We start from the raw sequence: 14,203 nt of genomic DNA on the forward strand, positions 1-14,203 counted from the left end.
GCGTAGCGGTTTTGCGTCCGCAATTGCGGGAAACGAACAGACAGAGCGTCAGATTTCCACGACGACCTTGCCTTCGGCCTGACGGCTTTCGAGCAGCCGATAGGCTTCTCCCACGTCTGCGAGCGAAAACTGCCGCGGATCGAGATTTGGCATCAGCATTCCGGCTTCGACACGCTGTGCGACCTGCTTGAGGATTTCGCCATGGTGGGCGCGGTCTTCGCCGGTCAGCAGCGGTGCCAGCGTGAAGACGCCGGAATAGCTGGCGCCCTTGAAGGAAAGCGGCGCCAGCGAATGCGTGCCCCAGCCGAGGCTGCTGACAACATGGCCGAACTTGGCGACGGCCTGGAAGGCATCATCGAGGCCCCTTCCGCCGATCGTATCGTAGACGATGTCGAATCCTTTCCCGTCGGTATATCGGGCGACAAAATCTTCGGTCGTCTCCTTCGTATAGTCGATCGGCGTTGCACCAATACTGAGGATGTATGCGGCCTTCGAACTGCTATCGACGGCATAGACCTCGGCACCGGCAGCGACTGCCATCTGCACAGCGATATGGCCGACGCCGCCACCACCACCGATGACCAGCACCTTCTGCCCGGCCTTCACCTGAGTGCGTTCTTCCAGACCTTCCCAGGCGGTGATGGCGATCAACGGCAGGGCGGCCGCCTGGCGCAGGGTGAGATTGCGCGGCTTCAGCGCAATGAGATCGGCATCGACGGCGGCAAATTCCGCCAGCGATCCCTGCAACCCGCCGACGCCACCCGTCATGCCATAGATTTCGTCACCGACGCGAAAACTGGTCACGCCAGGGCCAACCGCCTCGACGATCCCTGCCATGTCGATGCCGAGAATGGCGGGCAGGGGATGGCGTGCATGGGCGGCCTCGCCGGCCCGGATCTTCGTATCCAGCGGATTGAGCGCAGTGGCCTTGATGCGCACGAGAATCTGACCGCCTTCCGCGACGGGCTTTGCAATATCGGCAATGGTGAATTCGGCATTCTGCGCTTCGACAAGCGCTGCTTTCATGCTGCTCATGGAACTTCTCCTTGATCTGTTGGACGCAGAATGCCGCGTTGAATTCTGAATGAAAATCAAAGATAACGCATGTAGGTCATGCATTTTTGTTTGAGGCTAAACCCTTGGAATGGAGCGATCTCAAACTCTTTCTCGCCATCGCGCGGCTCGGAACGCTGGGTGCTGCCGCCCGCAGCCTCGGCCTGACGCAGCCGACCATGGGCCGGCGGCTGCGTGCACTCGAAGTCTCGTTCGGCCAGACGCTCTTTCAGCGTACCGCCGATGGCTTCATCCTGACGGATGAGGGTACGACCGTCTTTGCCCATGCAGAACGTATCGAAGAGGAAGCGCTCGGCCTGGAGCGCGAGCTTGCCGGCCAGAACAAGCAGCTCGACGGCCTGCTGCGCCTGTCCTCGTCCGACTGGTTCGGCGCGCATGTGCTTTCACCGGTCTTGGCGGAGTTCTCGGCCGCCTATCCGAAAGTCGTCATCGAACTCCTGACCGACAGCCGCCTCATGAGCCTCGCGCGCCGCGAGGCCGATATCGTCTTCCGCATCGCCCCATTCACCGAGACGGAGGTCATATCCCGCAAGCTGCTGCATATCGATTACCGCCTCTATATCCGCCGCGGCCTGCCACATCCCGAGGCCGGTGATGGGGCCGGCGCCCGTCTCGTCACCATGGATGAGGCCTTCGGCGGCATGCCCGATGTCGGCTGGCTGAAGCGTCTGCTGCCGAAGGCTGATATCGCCATGCGCAGCAATAACAGAGATGTGCAGGCGACCCTCTGCGCCAACGGCGCCGGCCTTGCCGTCCTGCCGTGCCCGCTCGGCGATGCCATTCCAGCCATCGAGCCCGTCGATCTCGGCGAAGCGCCGCCCGGCCGCGATACCTGGGTCGGCTATCACCGCGATATGAAACGGCTGGCGCGGCTTCGGGCGCTGCTCGATCTCGTCATCGAGCAGCTGGCGGATTAGTCGCCTGCTCGCCCGAGCTCAGCGCTCCCAGTAGGGAACAGGGCCGTAGAGCTCGGCCAGAAAATCGATGAACAACCGAACCTTGGCCGGCAGAAACTGCCGGCTTGGGTAGACCGCCGAGAGCGTAACGTTGTGCGAACCCTCGTAGGCCGGCAGCACCTGCACGAGCTTGCCGTTCTTCAGCTCTTCGCCGATGTCCCAGGTGGAACGCAGCGCAATGCCGAGGCCGGCAATGACTGTTTCGCGGATCACCTCACTGGAATTGGTGATCAGCATGCCTTCAGGCCGCAGGCTGAAGGCCCCATCCGGCCCGTCCAGCCGCCAGACATCATTGTTATGGGCCGGCAGACAGCGGTGCTGCTTCAACTCTTCGATATATTTGGGCATGCCATTGGCAGCAACATAATCGGGCGAGGCGCAGAGCAACCGACGCACAGGCGCCAGCCGGCGGGCGACAAGGCTGGAATCGGTGAGTTCCGCGATCCGGATGGCGAGATCGAAGCCGCCGCCGACGATATCGCTGAACTCGTCGGTCAGCACCAGATTGATCGCCAGCTCCGGATGCGCCTCCATGAAAGCCTTGAGATGCGGGGCGATATGCATGCGGCCGAAGGAGGTAGGCGCCGAGATCTTCAGCGTGCCGTGCATCTGCGCCGAACGCCCGGAAATATAGAATTCCGCCTCCTCGAGCCCTGCCAGGATGCCGAGAACGCGATCGTAAAAACCCTGGCCGGATTCGGTGAGCGAAATCTGCCTTGTCGTGCGCTGCAGGAGCCGCGTGCCGAGCCGGTCCTCCAGCCGCTTGATGCGCTTGGAGACGACGGCAGGGGAAAAGCCGAGCGCGCGGCCGGCGAGCGACATGCTGCCGGTTGAAACGACCTTGGCAAAGATTTCGAGATCACCCAGATTGGTCATAAGCTTTTATAACTTTTTCCCTTTTGGCATAAGTGCTTAACATTTGCGCCGGTTTCGGGAAAGTGCTAAGCCGAAAGAACCGGTTACAAGGAGGATTTGTCACCGGTTTCCGTCATGTTGGCCGAGGGAGAACGCCATGTCCGACGCCATTTCGTTCCTCGCTCCGCGCCCCGACGTTCTTGCGCGCCGCAAGGAAATCGTTGCCGATCTCGTCGATCTCCTGCCGCCGGAATGCCTGATCCACGAAGCGCGCGAACTCGTGCCCTTCGAGACTGATGCATTCGTCTCCTACCGCCGCCTGCCGCTCGCCGTTGCCTTGCCGCGCTCGACCGCGGAGGTGGCAGCCATCATGAAATACTGTCATCGCTACGGCATTCCGGTCGTCCCTCGTGGGGCCGGCACCTCGCTTTCGGGCGGCGCCATCCCGCAGGAAGATGCCGTCGTGCTCGGCCTGTCGAAGATGAACCGCATCCTGGAGATCGACTTCGCCAATCGCTGCGCCGTGGTTCAGGCCGGGGTCACCAATCTCAACATTTCCGAAGCCGTCTCGGCGGACGGTTTCTTCTATGCGCCCGACCCGAGCTCGCAGCTGGCCTGCACAATCGGCGGCAATATCGGCATGAATTCCGGTGGTGCGCACTGTCTGAAATATGGTGTCACGACCAACAACCTGCTCGGCGTCAAGATGGTGTTGACCGACGGCACGGTGATCGAGCTCGGCGGCAAGGCTCTGGATGCGGCGGGCTACGATCTGCTCGGCCTCGTCTGCGGTCATGAGGGCCAGCTCGGTATCGTCACCGAAGCGACGGTACGCCTGATCGCCAAGCCGGAAGGCGCCCGGCCGGTGCTTTTCGGTTTCGAAAGCTCCGAGGAGGCAGGCCGCTGTGTCGCCGACGTCATCGCCGCCGGCATCATTCCCGTTGCCATCGAATTCATGGACAAGCCGGCGATCGAGATTTGCGAGGCCTTCGCCCATGCCGGCTACCCGCTTGATGTCGGCGCGCTCCTGATCGTCGAGGTCGAGGGATCGGAAGCGGAAATGGACGACATGCTGAAAAGCATCGTCGACATCGCCCGCAAACATGGCGTCAAGACGGTGCGCGAATGCCAGTCGGCAACCGAGGCGGCGCTGATCTGGAAAGGGCGCAAGTCCGCCTTCGGCGCCACCGGCCGCATTGCCGATTACATCTGCATGGATGGTACCGTGCCGCTGAGCCAGCTTTCGCATGTGCTGCAGCGGACGTCCGAGATCGTCGCCGGTTACGGCCTGCGCGTCGCCAATGTCTTCCATGCCGGCGACGGCAACATGCACCCGTTGATTCTCTTCAATGCCAATGACCCCGAGGATGCCGCCAAGGCGGAAGCGGCCGGCAACGATATCCTGAAGCTCTGCGTCGATTCCGGCGGCTGCCTGACCGGCGAGCACGGCGTCGGCATCGAGAAACGCGATCTGATGCGTCATCAATATTCCGAGGCCGATCTTGCCCAGCAGATGGCGGCGCGCGCCGCCTTCGATCCGCAATGGCTGCTGAACCCTTCCAAGGTCTTCCCGCTCGAGGGGCGTCCTGCCGCATGATCGATCTGGTGCCTGTAAGCGAAGAAGAAGCCGCAGCGATCATCCGCGCGCATGCGCAAGAGGGTCGTGCGCTCGCCATCAGCGGCGGCGATACGCGTTCTGGTTTCGGTAATGCGGTCGACGCGGAGGATCGCCTGCGCTCGACTGGCCTGTCCGGCATCGTCTCCTACAATCCCGGTGAGATGGTGATGACAGCAAAGGCGGGTACACCAATCGCCGAAGTCGAGGCGGCCCTTGCCGAAAACAACCAGATGCTGGCTTTCGAACCCATGGATCATCGCGCCGTGATGGGCACCTCGGGCGAACCGACGATCGGCGGCGTCTTTGCCGCCAATGTCTCCGGCCCGCGCCGCTTCGTGGCGGGGGCTGCTCGTGACAGCCTGCTCGGCATCCGCTTCGTCAACGGCAAAGGCGAGATCATCAAGGCAGGTGGCCGCGTGATGAAGAATGTCACGGGCCTCGATCTGGTCAAGCTGCTCGCCGGCTCGCATGGCACGCTCGGCTTCCTGACCGAGGTGACTTTCCGTGTGCCGCCGCGTGCGAAGACGGAGGAGACTGTCGTCATCTCCGGTCTCAACGATGCCGAGGCCGCAAATGCTATGGCAGCGGCCATGGCTTTGCCGGTGGAGGCCTCGGGTGCTGCTCACCTGCCTTTGACGGTGACCTGGAAATTTCTCGGCGGCAACCTGCCCGAGGGCGAGGCGACGGTGCTGCGCATCGAAGGCCTACCCGGCTCGGTGGAATCGCGCGTGGCAAAGCTTCTGTCGGCGATGGCGCCCTTCGGGCAGGTCGCGAGCCTGGATCGGGCCTCCAGCCGCCAGCTCTGGCAGGAAGTCCGCGATGTGGCGCCCTATGCCGATGGCACCGCCCGACATGTCTGGCGTGCTTCCGTCGCACCGGGCATTGGCCATCAGCTTGTTGCGGCCCTGCGGCTGGAAGCCGGTGTCGATGCTTTCTACGATTGGCAGGGTGGTCTAGTCTGGATGCGCATGGAAGCCGATCCGGAAGCTGATCTGGTCCGCCGCTTCATCAAGGCGCTCGGTGGCGGCCATGCGACGCTCATCCGCGCCTCGGCTCAGGCAAGAGCGGCGACGTCAGCCTTCCATCCCGAGGAAGAGGCAGTGGCACTGCTTTCGCGCCGCGTGAAAGAAAAGTTCGATCCGTCGGGGATCTTCAACCCGGGGAAGATGGCGGGACACTGAAATGCAGACCAACTTCAACCTTGCCCAGCTTGCCGATCCGCATGTCGCCGAATCCGAGCAGATCCTGCGCAAATGCGTCCACTGCGGCTTCTGCACCGCCACCTGTCCGACCTATGTCACGCTCGGCAACGAACTCGACAGCCCGCGCGGTCGCATCTATCTCATCAAGGACATGCTGGAAAACGGTCGCGCGGCGGATACGCAAGTCGTCACCCATATCGACCGCTGTCTTTCCTGCCTTGCCTGCACCACGACCTGTCCTTCCGGCGTCGACTATATGCATCTCGTGGACCATGCCCGGGTTCACATCGAAAAGACCTATAAGCGGCCGTTCATGAACCGGCTGACGCGCGCCATTCTGGCGGCGGTGCTGCCCTATCCCGGCCGTTTTCGTGCAGCACTTGCGGTTGCCCGCATCGGTCGTCCCTTTGCCGGCCTGATGCGCGGGGCGGCACTGCAGCCGTTTGCAGCCATGCTGGCGCTTGCGCCGCACAGCATTCCGGCGCCGTCGCCTTTTGCTCGGCCTGGCCGGCATGAGCCACAGGCCGAGCGCCGCGGCCGCGTCGCGATCCTCACCGGCTGCGCGCAGCCCGTTCTCGATCCCGCCATCAATGAGGCGACCATCCGGCTGCTGACACGATTGGGCGTGGAGGTGGTCGTCCCCGAGGGCGAGGCCTGCTGCGGCGCTCTCGTCCACCATATGGGGCGCGAAGAGCAGGCTCTCGCCTCGGCCCGTGTCAATGTCGATGTCTGGACCCGCGAGATCGAGGCTGGCGGCCTCGACGCGATCATCATCACCGCCTCCGGCTGCGGCACGACGATCAAGGACTATGGCCACATGCTGCGCCTTGACCCGGCCTATGCCGGCAAGGCGGCGCAGGTTTCTGCCCTTGCCAAGGACGTCACAGAATATCTGGCCGGCCTCGATCTGCCCGCCCACATGCCGAAAGGCATCACCGTTGCCTATCACTCAGCCTGTTCCATGCAGCATGGGCAGAAGATCACCATGGCGCCAAGGCATCTGCTCAAGGCGGCAGGTTTTACCGTTCGCGATCCGGCCGAGGGCCATCTCTGCTGCGGCTCGGCCGGCACCTACAACGTCCTGCAGCCGGATATTTCCGCTACCCTCAAGGCCCGCAAGGTCAAGAATATCGAGGCGACCAAGGCCGATATCATCGCGACAGGCAATATCGGCTGCATCACCCAGATCGGGTCAGGCACATCAACGCCAATCCTGCACACCGTCGAGCTTCTGGACTGGGCTTATGGCGGTGCTGTGCCTGAAAAATTAAGGGATTTGCCGCTAGCCTGAGAGCATCGATTCATTGGCCGATCTCAAGGGCCGATCTCAGGAGTTCTGGCTATGTGGCGTGGATTGACGGTGCTTGCCGTATTGCTCGGCGCGGCTGGTGCGGCGCACGCCGACAGTCGCTATTTCTGTTCTGCAGACGACAAGGGCGTGCGCTTCACGCTCGAAAGCGCTTTTGAAGATGGAGGCGGTCACAAGCTGATCCATTTCCGTGGCGCGCTGATGCTCAAGGACGCCAATAAATCCAAAAACTTCGGCAAGCGGATCCTCGAATCGAGGGATTTGACAAACCGCTGGTCGCGCGATGGCGATTTGCGCCTGGAAGTCTTCACGACGGAAGGTACTGACGCTGAAAGCGAGTCTCTGGATCTCGCGGTTCTCGCCGGCGAGCACGGCAAGGCTTCGCCGAATTTCAGCGGCACTTATGCTTTGCGCATCGAAGGCAGCACAAGCTTCTTCGTCGTCGAAGGCAAGGTGAGCTGCGGCACCAAATAGTCCCGCAGCTCTATCTCTTTGTTTTTACATAATTCCGGACGCAAGACCGCTGTACGCTTTTGCTGGAATTGCTCCAGATTACCAGTGGTAGGAAATACCGACATTGACGGCGTTGGTGACGATGTTCGTCTTCAGGCGGTCGCCGCTGTCGATCGGAACGTCGACGCGCGAATAGGTGCCCTTGTATTCCACGAAGGTCGACCAGTTGTCGGTGACGCGGAAGTCGACGCCCGCCTGCGCCTGGAAGGTCACGCCGCCGAATTCATAGTCGAAGGTCGTGCCCTGCGGACGGGTGACTTCAACGTGCGGAATGTTTACCCCGACACCGGCGCCGAGATAGGGGGTCCATCGACGAGCCGGGTCCTTGAAGCGGTAGAGGCCGTTGACGGTCAGGAGGTTCAGGCCGTCGGTGAATTCGAAATGCGTCCAGCCCGGTGAACGTGCCATCGTCTCGTCATCGGCATAGACCTTGTCATGGGTATAGTCGAGCGACACGCCCCAGTTCGGCAGGTTGAAGTCGCCCAGCCACCAGGTGACGCGGCCGCCGTAATAGGGCGGGCTGCCGAACGACTTGCCCTCCCAGCCGGCGCTGAAGGAGGTGCCGTCGGAAACATCGACGTGGCTATGCGGCGCCGTCTGGTAGCCGCCATAGATGGAAAATTCCAGATCTTCGGCCGAAGCCGTGCCAGCCATCGATGCAAGTGCGGAAAACGCAATGCCTGCCAGAAGCATGGCGGAAAGACGCAATGCATATGCCATTGAATGTCCCCGAAGTACCGAAAGGTGATCAGGTCGATTTTGTGGCAGAGTTCTGTGTCACAATCTTAACAAACAAAAAGGCGCACGATGTGCGCCTTTATTTTTTTGTTGAAAGTGTGGCTCAACCGCCAAACATGGTGCGCAGGATATCGATGCCCTTGTCTTGGAAGGCGACATTGCCCTGCTTGTTGCCGGGACCGACGACGATGACCTTGGTGCCGACGGAGACGCGGCTGTAAAGATGCGACACATCATTGTTCATCATGCGGATGCAGCCTGAGGACATGTTGAGGCCGATCGTCCAGGGCTGGTTGGTGCCGTGAATGCGGAAGATCGTGTCGCGGCCGCCCTTGTAGAGATACATGGCGCGCGCACCGAGCGGATTATCAGGGCCGCCGGGCTGAACGGCGGGAAGATTGTGACCCTCGCGGGCCTCGCGGGCGCGCATCTCAGCCGGCGGCGTCCAGTTCGGCCATTCGGCCATGCGACCGACCGTCACGACACCCGACCAGCCGAAACCGTCGCGGCCGACGCCGATGCCGTAGCGCGTGGCGCGGTTATTGCCTTCGACGAGGTAGAGAAACTTGTTGTTGGTGTCGACGATAATGGTGCCGGGCTTTTCGCTGGTGGCAAGACGGACGACACGCTTGCGGAACTGTGGCTTGATCTCACGGGTCTGCTTGACGCCGCGCACGGCGTCCGTAGCCGTCATGACCGGTTCCGCGCTGACGGTCACAACTGTACAGGACAGCGCGACGGCAGCCGCCGCCGCGAGCCTAAAAAACTGCTTCATTTTCGATACCCTCTCCTTCAGACCGCGTAGAGGCTAGTCAAATCGGTTTGAATTTCAAGTCGGAGAGGTGAGGGACACGGTTTTTTGTTGTCCAGCGGGCGGCTGTTCTTGCCGTCCGCTGGCGTTATTTGGCCTTTACATCACGATGACGCGGGTGCCGATATTGACGCGATCATAAAGGTCGACCACGTCCTCGTTGCGCATGCGGATACAGCCGGAGGAGACGGCGCTGCCGATCGTCCAGGGCGCATTGGTGCCGTGAATGCGGTAGAGCGTGGAACCGAGATACATGGCACGGGCGCCGAGCGGATTTTCCGGGCCGCCATCCATGCGGGCGGGAAGATAATGGCCCTTGGCGGCTTCGCGGCTCACCATTTCCGAGGGCGGCGTCCAATCCGGCCACTCCGCCTTGCGGGTGATCTTGTGGGCGCCTGCCCATTCGAAGCCGGGCTTGCCGACGCCGACGCCGTAGCGGCGGGCCTTGCCGCCATCCATGACGAGGTAGAGGAAGCGGTTGTTGGTGTCGATGATAAGCGTGCCGGGCCTTTCCTTCGTATCGTAATCGACGATCTGTGGCAGGAACTGCGGCTCGACCTGCCCACGGATGACGGGAACGCCGGGGCGGATGGCAGACACGGTCTGCGGTGCCGGCTGCGGCGCGCGCTGGATATACGTCCGGCGCTGCTGGAAAAGGCCGCGCTGCTGTACGACGACCGGCCGCTGGTAGACGACGGGACGAACCGAACCGCCGCCGAGCTGGTTGATCCAGGGGGCGGTGAGATCGGGGCTCAACACCACGGGCGGACGGGAGGCGTAGCGGTCGTCTGCAAGGGCGGCCGTGGACAGAATGCCGAGCATGGCTGCGGCAAGGACAAGGGGTTTCATCATCGGACGAACTCTCTACAAATGACCGAAAATGCGCTGGCGGAATTGTCCGCCTGCGGCCATGCTGCCACCGCGTTCGCCAGCGAATGGTAAATGCGGATTCATTAAAAGGCGACGGACGGAATAAACTTTTCGTCAGGGTTACCGTTCGGTTTGGAAAGAAGGTTTGCAAATGGTAAAGCCGGATTCACAGCCGCAAAACGAGAAGAAAATATGAGCGAAACCGGCATCATCATCGGCGAGGATGGCAAGAGCCGCTGCCACTGGCATGCGAATCTGCCCGATTACCTGCGCTACCACGATGAGGAGTGGGGCAGGCCTGTCACCGATGACATCAGGCTCTTCGAGAAGATCTGCCTCGAAGGTTTCCAGTCCGGTCTTTCCTGGCTGACGATCCTGCGCAAACGCGAGAATTTCCGCGCCGCTTTCGCCGGCTTCGATTTCGAGAAGGTGGCGCGCTTCGGCGACGAGGATATCGCTCGCTGCCTTGCTGACGCCGGCATCATCCGCCATCGCGGCAAGATCGTATCGACGATCAACAATGCGCGTCGCGCAATCGATCTCAGGAGCGAATTCGGCACTCTCGCCCGCTACTTCTGGAACTATGAGCCGCGCCAGGAAGATCGGCCTGCCGTCGTCGACCGCCAGCATATCGTCGCCAATCCGACCACCGCCACGTCAGTCAGGATTTCCAAGGATTTGAAGAAGCGCGGCTGGACCTTTGTCGGACCGACCACAGTTTATGCCTTCATGCAGGCTATGGGTCTCGTCAACGATCATCTCGAAGGCTGCTTCTGTCGCGCTGAAGTGGAGGCGATGCGCGCAGCATTGGCGCGCCCATGAAGCCGCTTCTTGTGTTTGCCACAGCACTTTTCCTCTCCGCCTCCGCAGCCATTGCGCAGACGCCGCAACTCGACCCGGGCGAGAAAATCGAAAAGCTGCAGTTCCCCGCCGTGACCATGCAATTGAAGGGTTGGACCAAGTTCGGCAACAGCCACGTCTATACGCTGCCCGTGCGCGTCGGCCAGCATGTGAAGATCAGCTTCGAGACAAAGAGCAAATTCGCCTATCTCGCGATCTTCGATCTGTCGAAACCCGATGACGAAGCCTTTTTCGGGACGGACGAGGACGGCACCAGCTACGAGACGACCGTGGAGGAAAACGCTACCTGGCTGCTGCGCCCTTACTATTCCAAGGTCTCGCCGCGCCGCGGGCTGGGCGCGCCCTACAGCATCCTGATCGAACCGCTTGCCGCGGCTCCTCAGCCGGTGAAGCCGGCGCCTCAACAGGAGGAGCGGCCGTCGCTTTTTCCGAAGCGGTAATAACCGAGAGCAATTTTAGCAAAACTGTGCAGCGGTTTTGCGTCCGGAATTGCGTAAGGATGCTTTAGCCAAGCCCGTCGATCAGCCCGCGCAATTCGCCGAGATGGACAATCCTGCGGAAGCGCGGCGCGTCTTTCGGCTCCTCGACCCGCTCCAGGACCCAGGTGAGCTCGTGGGGCACAAAGACACCGTAGCTGCCGGCGGCAATGGCCGGCACGATATCGGACTTCAGCGAATTGCCGACCATCATCGCCCGCTCCGGCCCGTCGCCGACCTTGGAGAAGATGCGCCGATAGGTGACCGCAGTCTTGTCGGAGACGATCTCGACAGCATCGAAATAGTCGCCAAGTCCAGACTGGGCGAGCTTGCGCTCCTGATCGAAGAGATCACCCTTGGTGATCACCACCAGCAGATATTTTCCCGCAAGCGTTTCCAGTGTATCGCGCACATGCGGCAGGGTTTCGACCGGATGGGACAGAAGGTCGCGTCCGGTATCGAGGATCTTGGCGATTACACTCGCCGGCACCTTGCCCTCGGTGATTTCGATCGCCGTTTCGATCATCGACAGCGTGAAGCCTTTGATGCCGAAACCGTAATGGGCGAGGTTGCGTTTTTCGGCTTCGAGAAGCCGCTCGGAAATCTTCGCGCCCTCGGCGAAATCGGCGAGAAGCCGGGTAAAATGCTCTTCTGTCAGTCTGTAATAGTGTTCGTTCTGCCAGAGTGTGTCATCGGCATCGAAACCGATCGTCGTCAATGGTCGGGCGGTCATATACGCACCTCTAGAAATACGCCCTGTCGATATAAGGCGGGCAATCTATTCCCAGCCTGTGTCGAGACAAGGGCGTCTCCACGGGGCCGTGTTCCGTTGAAAAACGCGGGCCGGCGACCTACATGAAAAGTGCCTCACCTTGCAGCCAGCCCCGGCTGTGCCTGTTACGCGCAGGCCAATAATCAAAAAATAGAGTTCAGCAGTCCGCAAGCCCCTATTGCGGCAGACACAAGGGAATTTCTCGACATGCGTTACAATCAACTCGGAAATACCGGACTTTTCGTATCTGAAATCTGCCTTGGAACCATGACATTCGGGGAGGCCAAGCAAGGCACCCCCTGGGGCGCCATTGCCGATGTCGACCAGAAGGCGGCCGATGAGATCGTCCAGCGTTCACTGGATGCCGGCGTCAATTTCATCGATACCGCAGACGTCTATTCGTTTGGTGAATCCGAGCGGCTGCTCGGCCAGGCACTGAAGAACCTTGGCGTGCCGCGCAAGGATGTCGTCATCGCCACCAAGGTCTATGGCGTTATGGGCGACAAGCCGAACGACCGCGGCGCCTCGCGCGGCCATATCATGGATTCCGTCGAGGCAAGCCTCAAGCGCCTGCAGACGGACCATATCGATCTCTACCAGATCCATGCCACCGATCCGGTCACCCCGATCGACGAGACGTTGCGTGCGCTCGACGATCTCGTTTCCCGTGGGCTCGTGCGTTACGTCGGCGTGTCCAACTGGCAGGCTTGGCGCATCGCCAAGGCGCTCGGCATTTCCGAGCGTAAGGACTATGCCCGTTTTGAGACCGTGCAGGCCTATTATTCGATTGCCGGACGTGACCTCGAACGCGATATCGTGCCGCTGCTGCAGGAAGAAAAGCTCGGCCTGATGGTCTGGTCGCCGCTCGCTGGCGGCCTGCTCTCGGGCAAGTATGGTCCGGGCGCACCAGGCAATGGTGAAGGCCGCCGCGCCAATTTCGACTTCCCGCCCGTCGATAAGGATCGGGCCTGGGCTTGTGTCGCCGTCATGCGCGAAATCGCCGAAAAGCATGGCGTCAGCGTCGCCACGGTGGCGCTTGCCTATATCCTCGCCAAGCCCTTCGTCACGACCGTCATCATCGGCGCCAAGCGTGTCGACCAGCTCGACCAGAACCTTGCTGCCGTCAACCTGAAGCTCGATGCCGAGGAGATCAAAAAACTCGATGAGGTCAGCGCTCTTGCTCCGGAATATCCGGGCTGGATGCTTTCTCGCCAGGCCGCCGGCCGCCGCCCGGTCGATTTCGAGCCCAAAGCCTGATCAAGCAAAGGACTGATTGAAGAGGGCCGCCGTTCCGACGGCGGCCCTTATTCTTTGCTGCCGACTTACTTGCCGTGCGCCTTCAGCCAGGCATTCATCTCGGCGATTTCAGCCTCCTGCGCCTTGATGACACTCTCGGCAAGTTTGCGGATTTCCGGATCCTTTCCGTACTGCAGCTCGATCTTTGCCATGTCGATCGCTCCCTGATGGTGAGGGATCATGCTGCGGACGAAATCCACATCGGTATCGCCGCTCAGTTTGATCATCATATCCTTGTGCATCCTGTCATTGGCCTCCGTGAAAGCCTGGCTGGATGGGCCGTGGCCGCCCATGTGCTTGGACATGTCCATGGTCGGCATATCCTCGGCAAAGGCCGGCGCAGCAAAGGCGATGCTGGCGGAAAGGGCGATGATTTTCAGAGACATGAGTATTCCTTCCTCTGTCTGACAATAGGGTCTGATGGCAGCGCATCGCTGCCGTTCTGCAAAAAGGGATCGTCAGACGAAGCGGGGAGGCGGTGCCTGTGGTGTGGGCCTGTTGTCCCTGAGCGCCCGGTCGAGCGCAGGAGACGGATAGGCGAAAACATGCTTGCCGCCATCGGCAAGCAGATCGACCGGCGGCAGCACCATGCAGGCGGCGCAAAGCGGCATATGGGCAACGCCTGTGGAGCAAGGGTCTTTCGCAGAATCGGCCTTAGCCGCCATGTCGGGCATGGCCATGCCCTCCATGTGATGATGCGTCATGCTGGCTTCGGTCTGAACCGCAGTGCTCATCGATGCGCAGGTCGGGCAGCCAGCCCATGCCGACAGGGTGCTGTAGACCAGCCAGCCGAAAAACATCGTCATGAGAGCCAATGCGCGCATGCGAGAAACATAGGCAAGCCCAGGCGAA

At 61.2% G+C, this 14,203-nt stretch carries 16 protein-coding genes; 8 read left to right on the forward strand and 8 right to left on the reverse strand.

Annotated features, from left to right (window positions below; genetic code table 11):
- Positions 1-48 precede the first annotated feature (48 nt).
- A complete protein-coding gene (locus AB8B33_RS01930; RefSeq protein WP_439014161.1) occupies positions 49-1,035 on the reverse strand; it encodes a zinc-dependent alcohol dehydrogenase family protein in 987 nt (328 codons plus the stop codon).
- A 104-nt stretch (positions 1,036-1,139) separates the two neighbouring features.
- Between AB8B33_RS01930 and AB8B33_RS01935 the strand changes: the two genes are divergently transcribed.
- Complete coding sequence (locus tag AB8B33_RS01935; protein ID WP_439014162.1) at positions 1,140-1,991, forward strand: LysR family transcriptional regulator; 852 nt, start codon at positions 1,140-1,142, stop codon at positions 1,989-1,991.
- 18 nt (positions 1,992-2,009) lie between these two features.
- Here the strand turns inward: AB8B33_RS01935 and AB8B33_RS01940 are convergent, their stop codons facing one another.
- Positions 2,010-2,906 carry a LysR family transcriptional regulator gene (locus AB8B33_RS01940; protein WP_439014163.1) on the reverse strand — a complete coding sequence of 299 codons (897 nt, stop codon included), beginning with the start codon at positions 2,904-2,906 and terminating at the stop codon, positions 2,010-2,012.
- Positions 2,907-3,042: 136 nt separating this feature from the next.
- On the opposite strand from AB8B33_RS01940, the gene AB8B33_RS01945 reads away from it, so the two are divergent.
- The 4 genes from AB8B33_RS01945 to AB8B33_RS01960 are packed head-to-tail and all read left to right on the forward strand — an operon-like array spanning position 3,043 to position 7,488.
- A complete protein-coding gene (locus AB8B33_RS01945) occupies positions 3,043-4,482 on the forward strand; it encodes an FAD-linked oxidase C-terminal domain-containing protein (protein ID WP_439014164.1) in 1,440 nt (479 codons plus the stop codon).
- Positions 4,479-5,684 (forward strand): FAD-binding protein, encoded by a 1,206-nt coding sequence (locus AB8B33_RS01950; protein ID WP_439014165.1) that lies wholly within the window; start codon positions 4,479-4,481, stop codon positions 5,682-5,684. The genes AB8B33_RS01945 and AB8B33_RS01950 overlap by 4 nt, the downstream gene beginning before the upstream one ends.
- A gap of 1 nt (position 5,685) precedes the next feature.
- On the forward strand, positions 5,686-6,996 hold the full coding sequence (gene glcF / locus AB8B33_RS01955; RefSeq protein WP_439014167.1) for a glycolate oxidase subunit GlcF: 1,311 nt from the start codon (positions 5,686-5,688) through the stop codon (positions 6,994-6,996).
- Positions 6,997-7,047: 51 nt separating this feature from the next.
- Positions 7,048-7,488 (forward strand): hypothetical protein, encoded by a 441-nt coding sequence (locus tag AB8B33_RS01960; RefSeq protein ID WP_439014168.1) that lies wholly within the window; start codon positions 7,048-7,050, stop codon positions 7,486-7,488.
- A 78-nt stretch (positions 7,489-7,566) separates the two neighbouring features.
- Here AB8B33_RS01960 and AB8B33_RS01965 read toward each other — a convergent pair whose 3' ends face one another.
- The 3 genes from AB8B33_RS01965 to AB8B33_RS01975 form a co-directional block, all read right to left on the reverse strand.
- The gene (locus AB8B33_RS01965) at positions 7,567-8,247 is read right to left on the reverse strand and encodes an outer membrane protein (protein WP_439014169.1); all 681 of its coding nucleotides are present in this window, start codon (positions 8,245-8,247) and stop codon (positions 7,567-7,569) included.
- Between the two features lie 121 nt (positions 8,248-8,368).
- Positions 8,369-9,040: a L,D-transpeptidase gene (locus tag AB8B33_RS01970; RefSeq protein WP_439014170.1), complete on the reverse strand. Its 672-nt coding sequence runs from the start codon at positions 9,038-9,040 to the stop codon at positions 8,369-8,371.
- Between the two features lie 135 nt (positions 9,041-9,175).
- Entirely contained in the window at positions 9,176-9,928 is a 753-nt protein-coding gene (locus tag AB8B33_RS01975; RefSeq protein ID WP_439014171.1) for a L,D-transpeptidase, read from the reverse strand.
- Positions 9,929-10,138: 210 nt separating this feature from the next.
- Here AB8B33_RS01975 and AB8B33_RS01980 point away from each other — a divergent pair, with 210 nt between their 5' ends.
- Positions 10,139-10,768: a DNA-3-methyladenine glycosylase I gene (locus tag AB8B33_RS01980; RefSeq protein ID WP_310378613.1), complete on the forward strand. Its 630-nt coding sequence runs from the start codon at positions 10,139-10,141 to the stop codon at positions 10,766-10,768.
- Positions 10,765-11,247 carry a hypothetical protein gene (locus AB8B33_RS01985; protein ID WP_439014172.1) on the forward strand — a complete coding sequence of 161 codons (483 nt, stop codon included), beginning with the start codon at positions 10,765-10,767 and terminating at the stop codon, positions 11,245-11,247. The genes AB8B33_RS01980 and AB8B33_RS01985 overlap by 4 nt, the downstream gene beginning before the upstream one ends.
- A gap of 64 nt (positions 11,248-11,311) precedes the next feature.
- On the opposite strand, the gene AB8B33_RS01990 is transcribed toward AB8B33_RS01985, so the two are convergent.
- The gene (locus tag AB8B33_RS01990; protein ID WP_113323880.1) at positions 11,312-12,016 is read right to left on the reverse strand and encodes an HAD family hydrolase; all 705 of its coding nucleotides are present in this window, start codon (positions 12,014-12,016) and stop codon (positions 11,312-11,314) included.
- A 246-nt stretch (positions 12,017-12,262) separates the two neighbouring features.
- On the opposite strand from AB8B33_RS01990, the gene AB8B33_RS01995 reads away from it, so the two are divergent.
- On the forward strand, positions 12,263-13,312 hold the full coding sequence (locus tag AB8B33_RS01995) for an aldo/keto reductase (protein ID WP_439014173.1): 1,050 nt from the start codon (positions 12,263-12,265) through the stop codon (positions 13,310-13,312).
- A gap of 65 nt (positions 13,313-13,377) precedes the next feature.
- On the opposite strand, the gene copM is transcribed toward AB8B33_RS01995, so the two are convergent.
- Together copM and AB8B33_RS02005 are read right to left on the reverse strand one after the other, a co-directional pair.
- Positions 13,378-13,737: a CopM family metallochaperone gene (copM, locus tag AB8B33_RS02000; RefSeq protein WP_113323879.1), complete on the reverse strand. Its 360-nt coding sequence runs from the start codon at positions 13,735-13,737 to the stop codon at positions 13,378-13,380.
- A gap of 72 nt (positions 13,738-13,809) precedes the next feature.
- The gene (locus tag AB8B33_RS02005) at positions 13,810-14,175 is read right to left on the reverse strand and encodes a hypothetical protein (protein WP_439017172.1); all 366 of its coding nucleotides are present in this window, start codon (positions 14,173-14,175) and stop codon (positions 13,810-13,812) included.
- Positions 14,176-14,203: the final 28 nt, after the last annotated feature.

Source organism: Rhizobium sp. 768_B6_N1_8 (genome assembly GCF_051811225.1).
Taxonomy (GTDB): Bacteria; Pseudomonadota; Alphaproteobacteria; order Rhizobiales; family Rhizobiaceae; genus Rhizobium.

Bases quoted from the DNA above. Each gene is read 5' to 3' on its own strand.
- AB8B33_RS01930 (WP_439014161.1), bottom strand. From the start codon at position 1,035: ATGAGCAGCATGAAAGCAGCGCTTGTCGAAGCGCAGAATGCCGAATTC.
- AB8B33_RS01940 (WP_439014163.1), bottom strand. From the start codon at position 2,906: ATGACCAATCTGGGTGATCTCGAAATCTTTGCCAAGGTCGTTTCAACC.
- AB8B33_RS01945 (WP_439014164.1), top strand. From the start codon at position 3,043: ATGTCCGACGCCATTTCGTTCCTCGCTCCGCGCCCCGACGTTCTTGCG.
- AB8B33_RS01950 (WP_439014165.1), top strand. From the start codon at position 4,479: ATGATCGATCTGGTGCCTGTAAGCGAAGAAGAAGCCGCAGCGATCATC.
- glcF (WP_439014167.1), top strand. From the start codon at position 5,686: ATGCAGACCAACTTCAACCTTGCCCAGCTTGCCGATCCGCATGTCGCC.
- AB8B33_RS01960 (WP_439014168.1), top strand. From the start codon at position 7,048: ATGTGGCGTGGATTGACGGTGCTTGCCGTATTGCTCGGCGCGGCTGGT.
- AB8B33_RS01965 (WP_439014169.1), bottom strand. From the start codon at position 8,247: ATGGCATATGCATTGCGTCTTTCCGCCATGCTTCTGGCAGGCATTGCG.
- AB8B33_RS01970 (WP_439014170.1), bottom strand. From the start codon at position 9,040: ATGAAGCAGTTTTTTAGGCTCGCGGCGGCGGCTGCCGTCGCGCTGTCC.
- AB8B33_RS01975 (WP_439014171.1), bottom strand. From the start codon at position 9,928: ATGATGAAACCCCTTGTCCTTGCCGCAGCCATGCTCGGCATTCTGTCC.
- AB8B33_RS01980 (WP_310378613.1), top strand. From the start codon at position 10,139: ATGAGCGAAACCGGCATCATCATCGGCGAGGATGGCAAGAGCCGCTGC.
- AB8B33_RS01985 (WP_439014172.1), top strand. From the start codon at position 10,765: ATGAAGCCGCTTCTTGTGTTTGCCACAGCACTTTTCCTCTCCGCCTCC.
- AB8B33_RS01990 (WP_113323880.1), bottom strand. From the start codon at position 12,016: ATGACCGCCCGACCATTGACGACGATCGGTTTCGATGCCGATGACACA.
- AB8B33_RS01995 (WP_439014173.1), top strand. From the start codon at position 12,263: ATGCGTTACAATCAACTCGGAAATACCGGACTTTTCGTATCTGAAATC.
- copM (WP_113323879.1), bottom strand. From the start codon at position 13,737: ATGTCTCTGAAAATCATCGCCCTTTCCGCCAGCATCGCCTTTGCTGCG.
- AB8B33_RS02005 (WP_439017172.1), bottom strand. From the start codon at position 14,175: ATGCGCGCATTGGCTCTCATGACGATGTTTTTCGGCTGGCTGGTCTAC.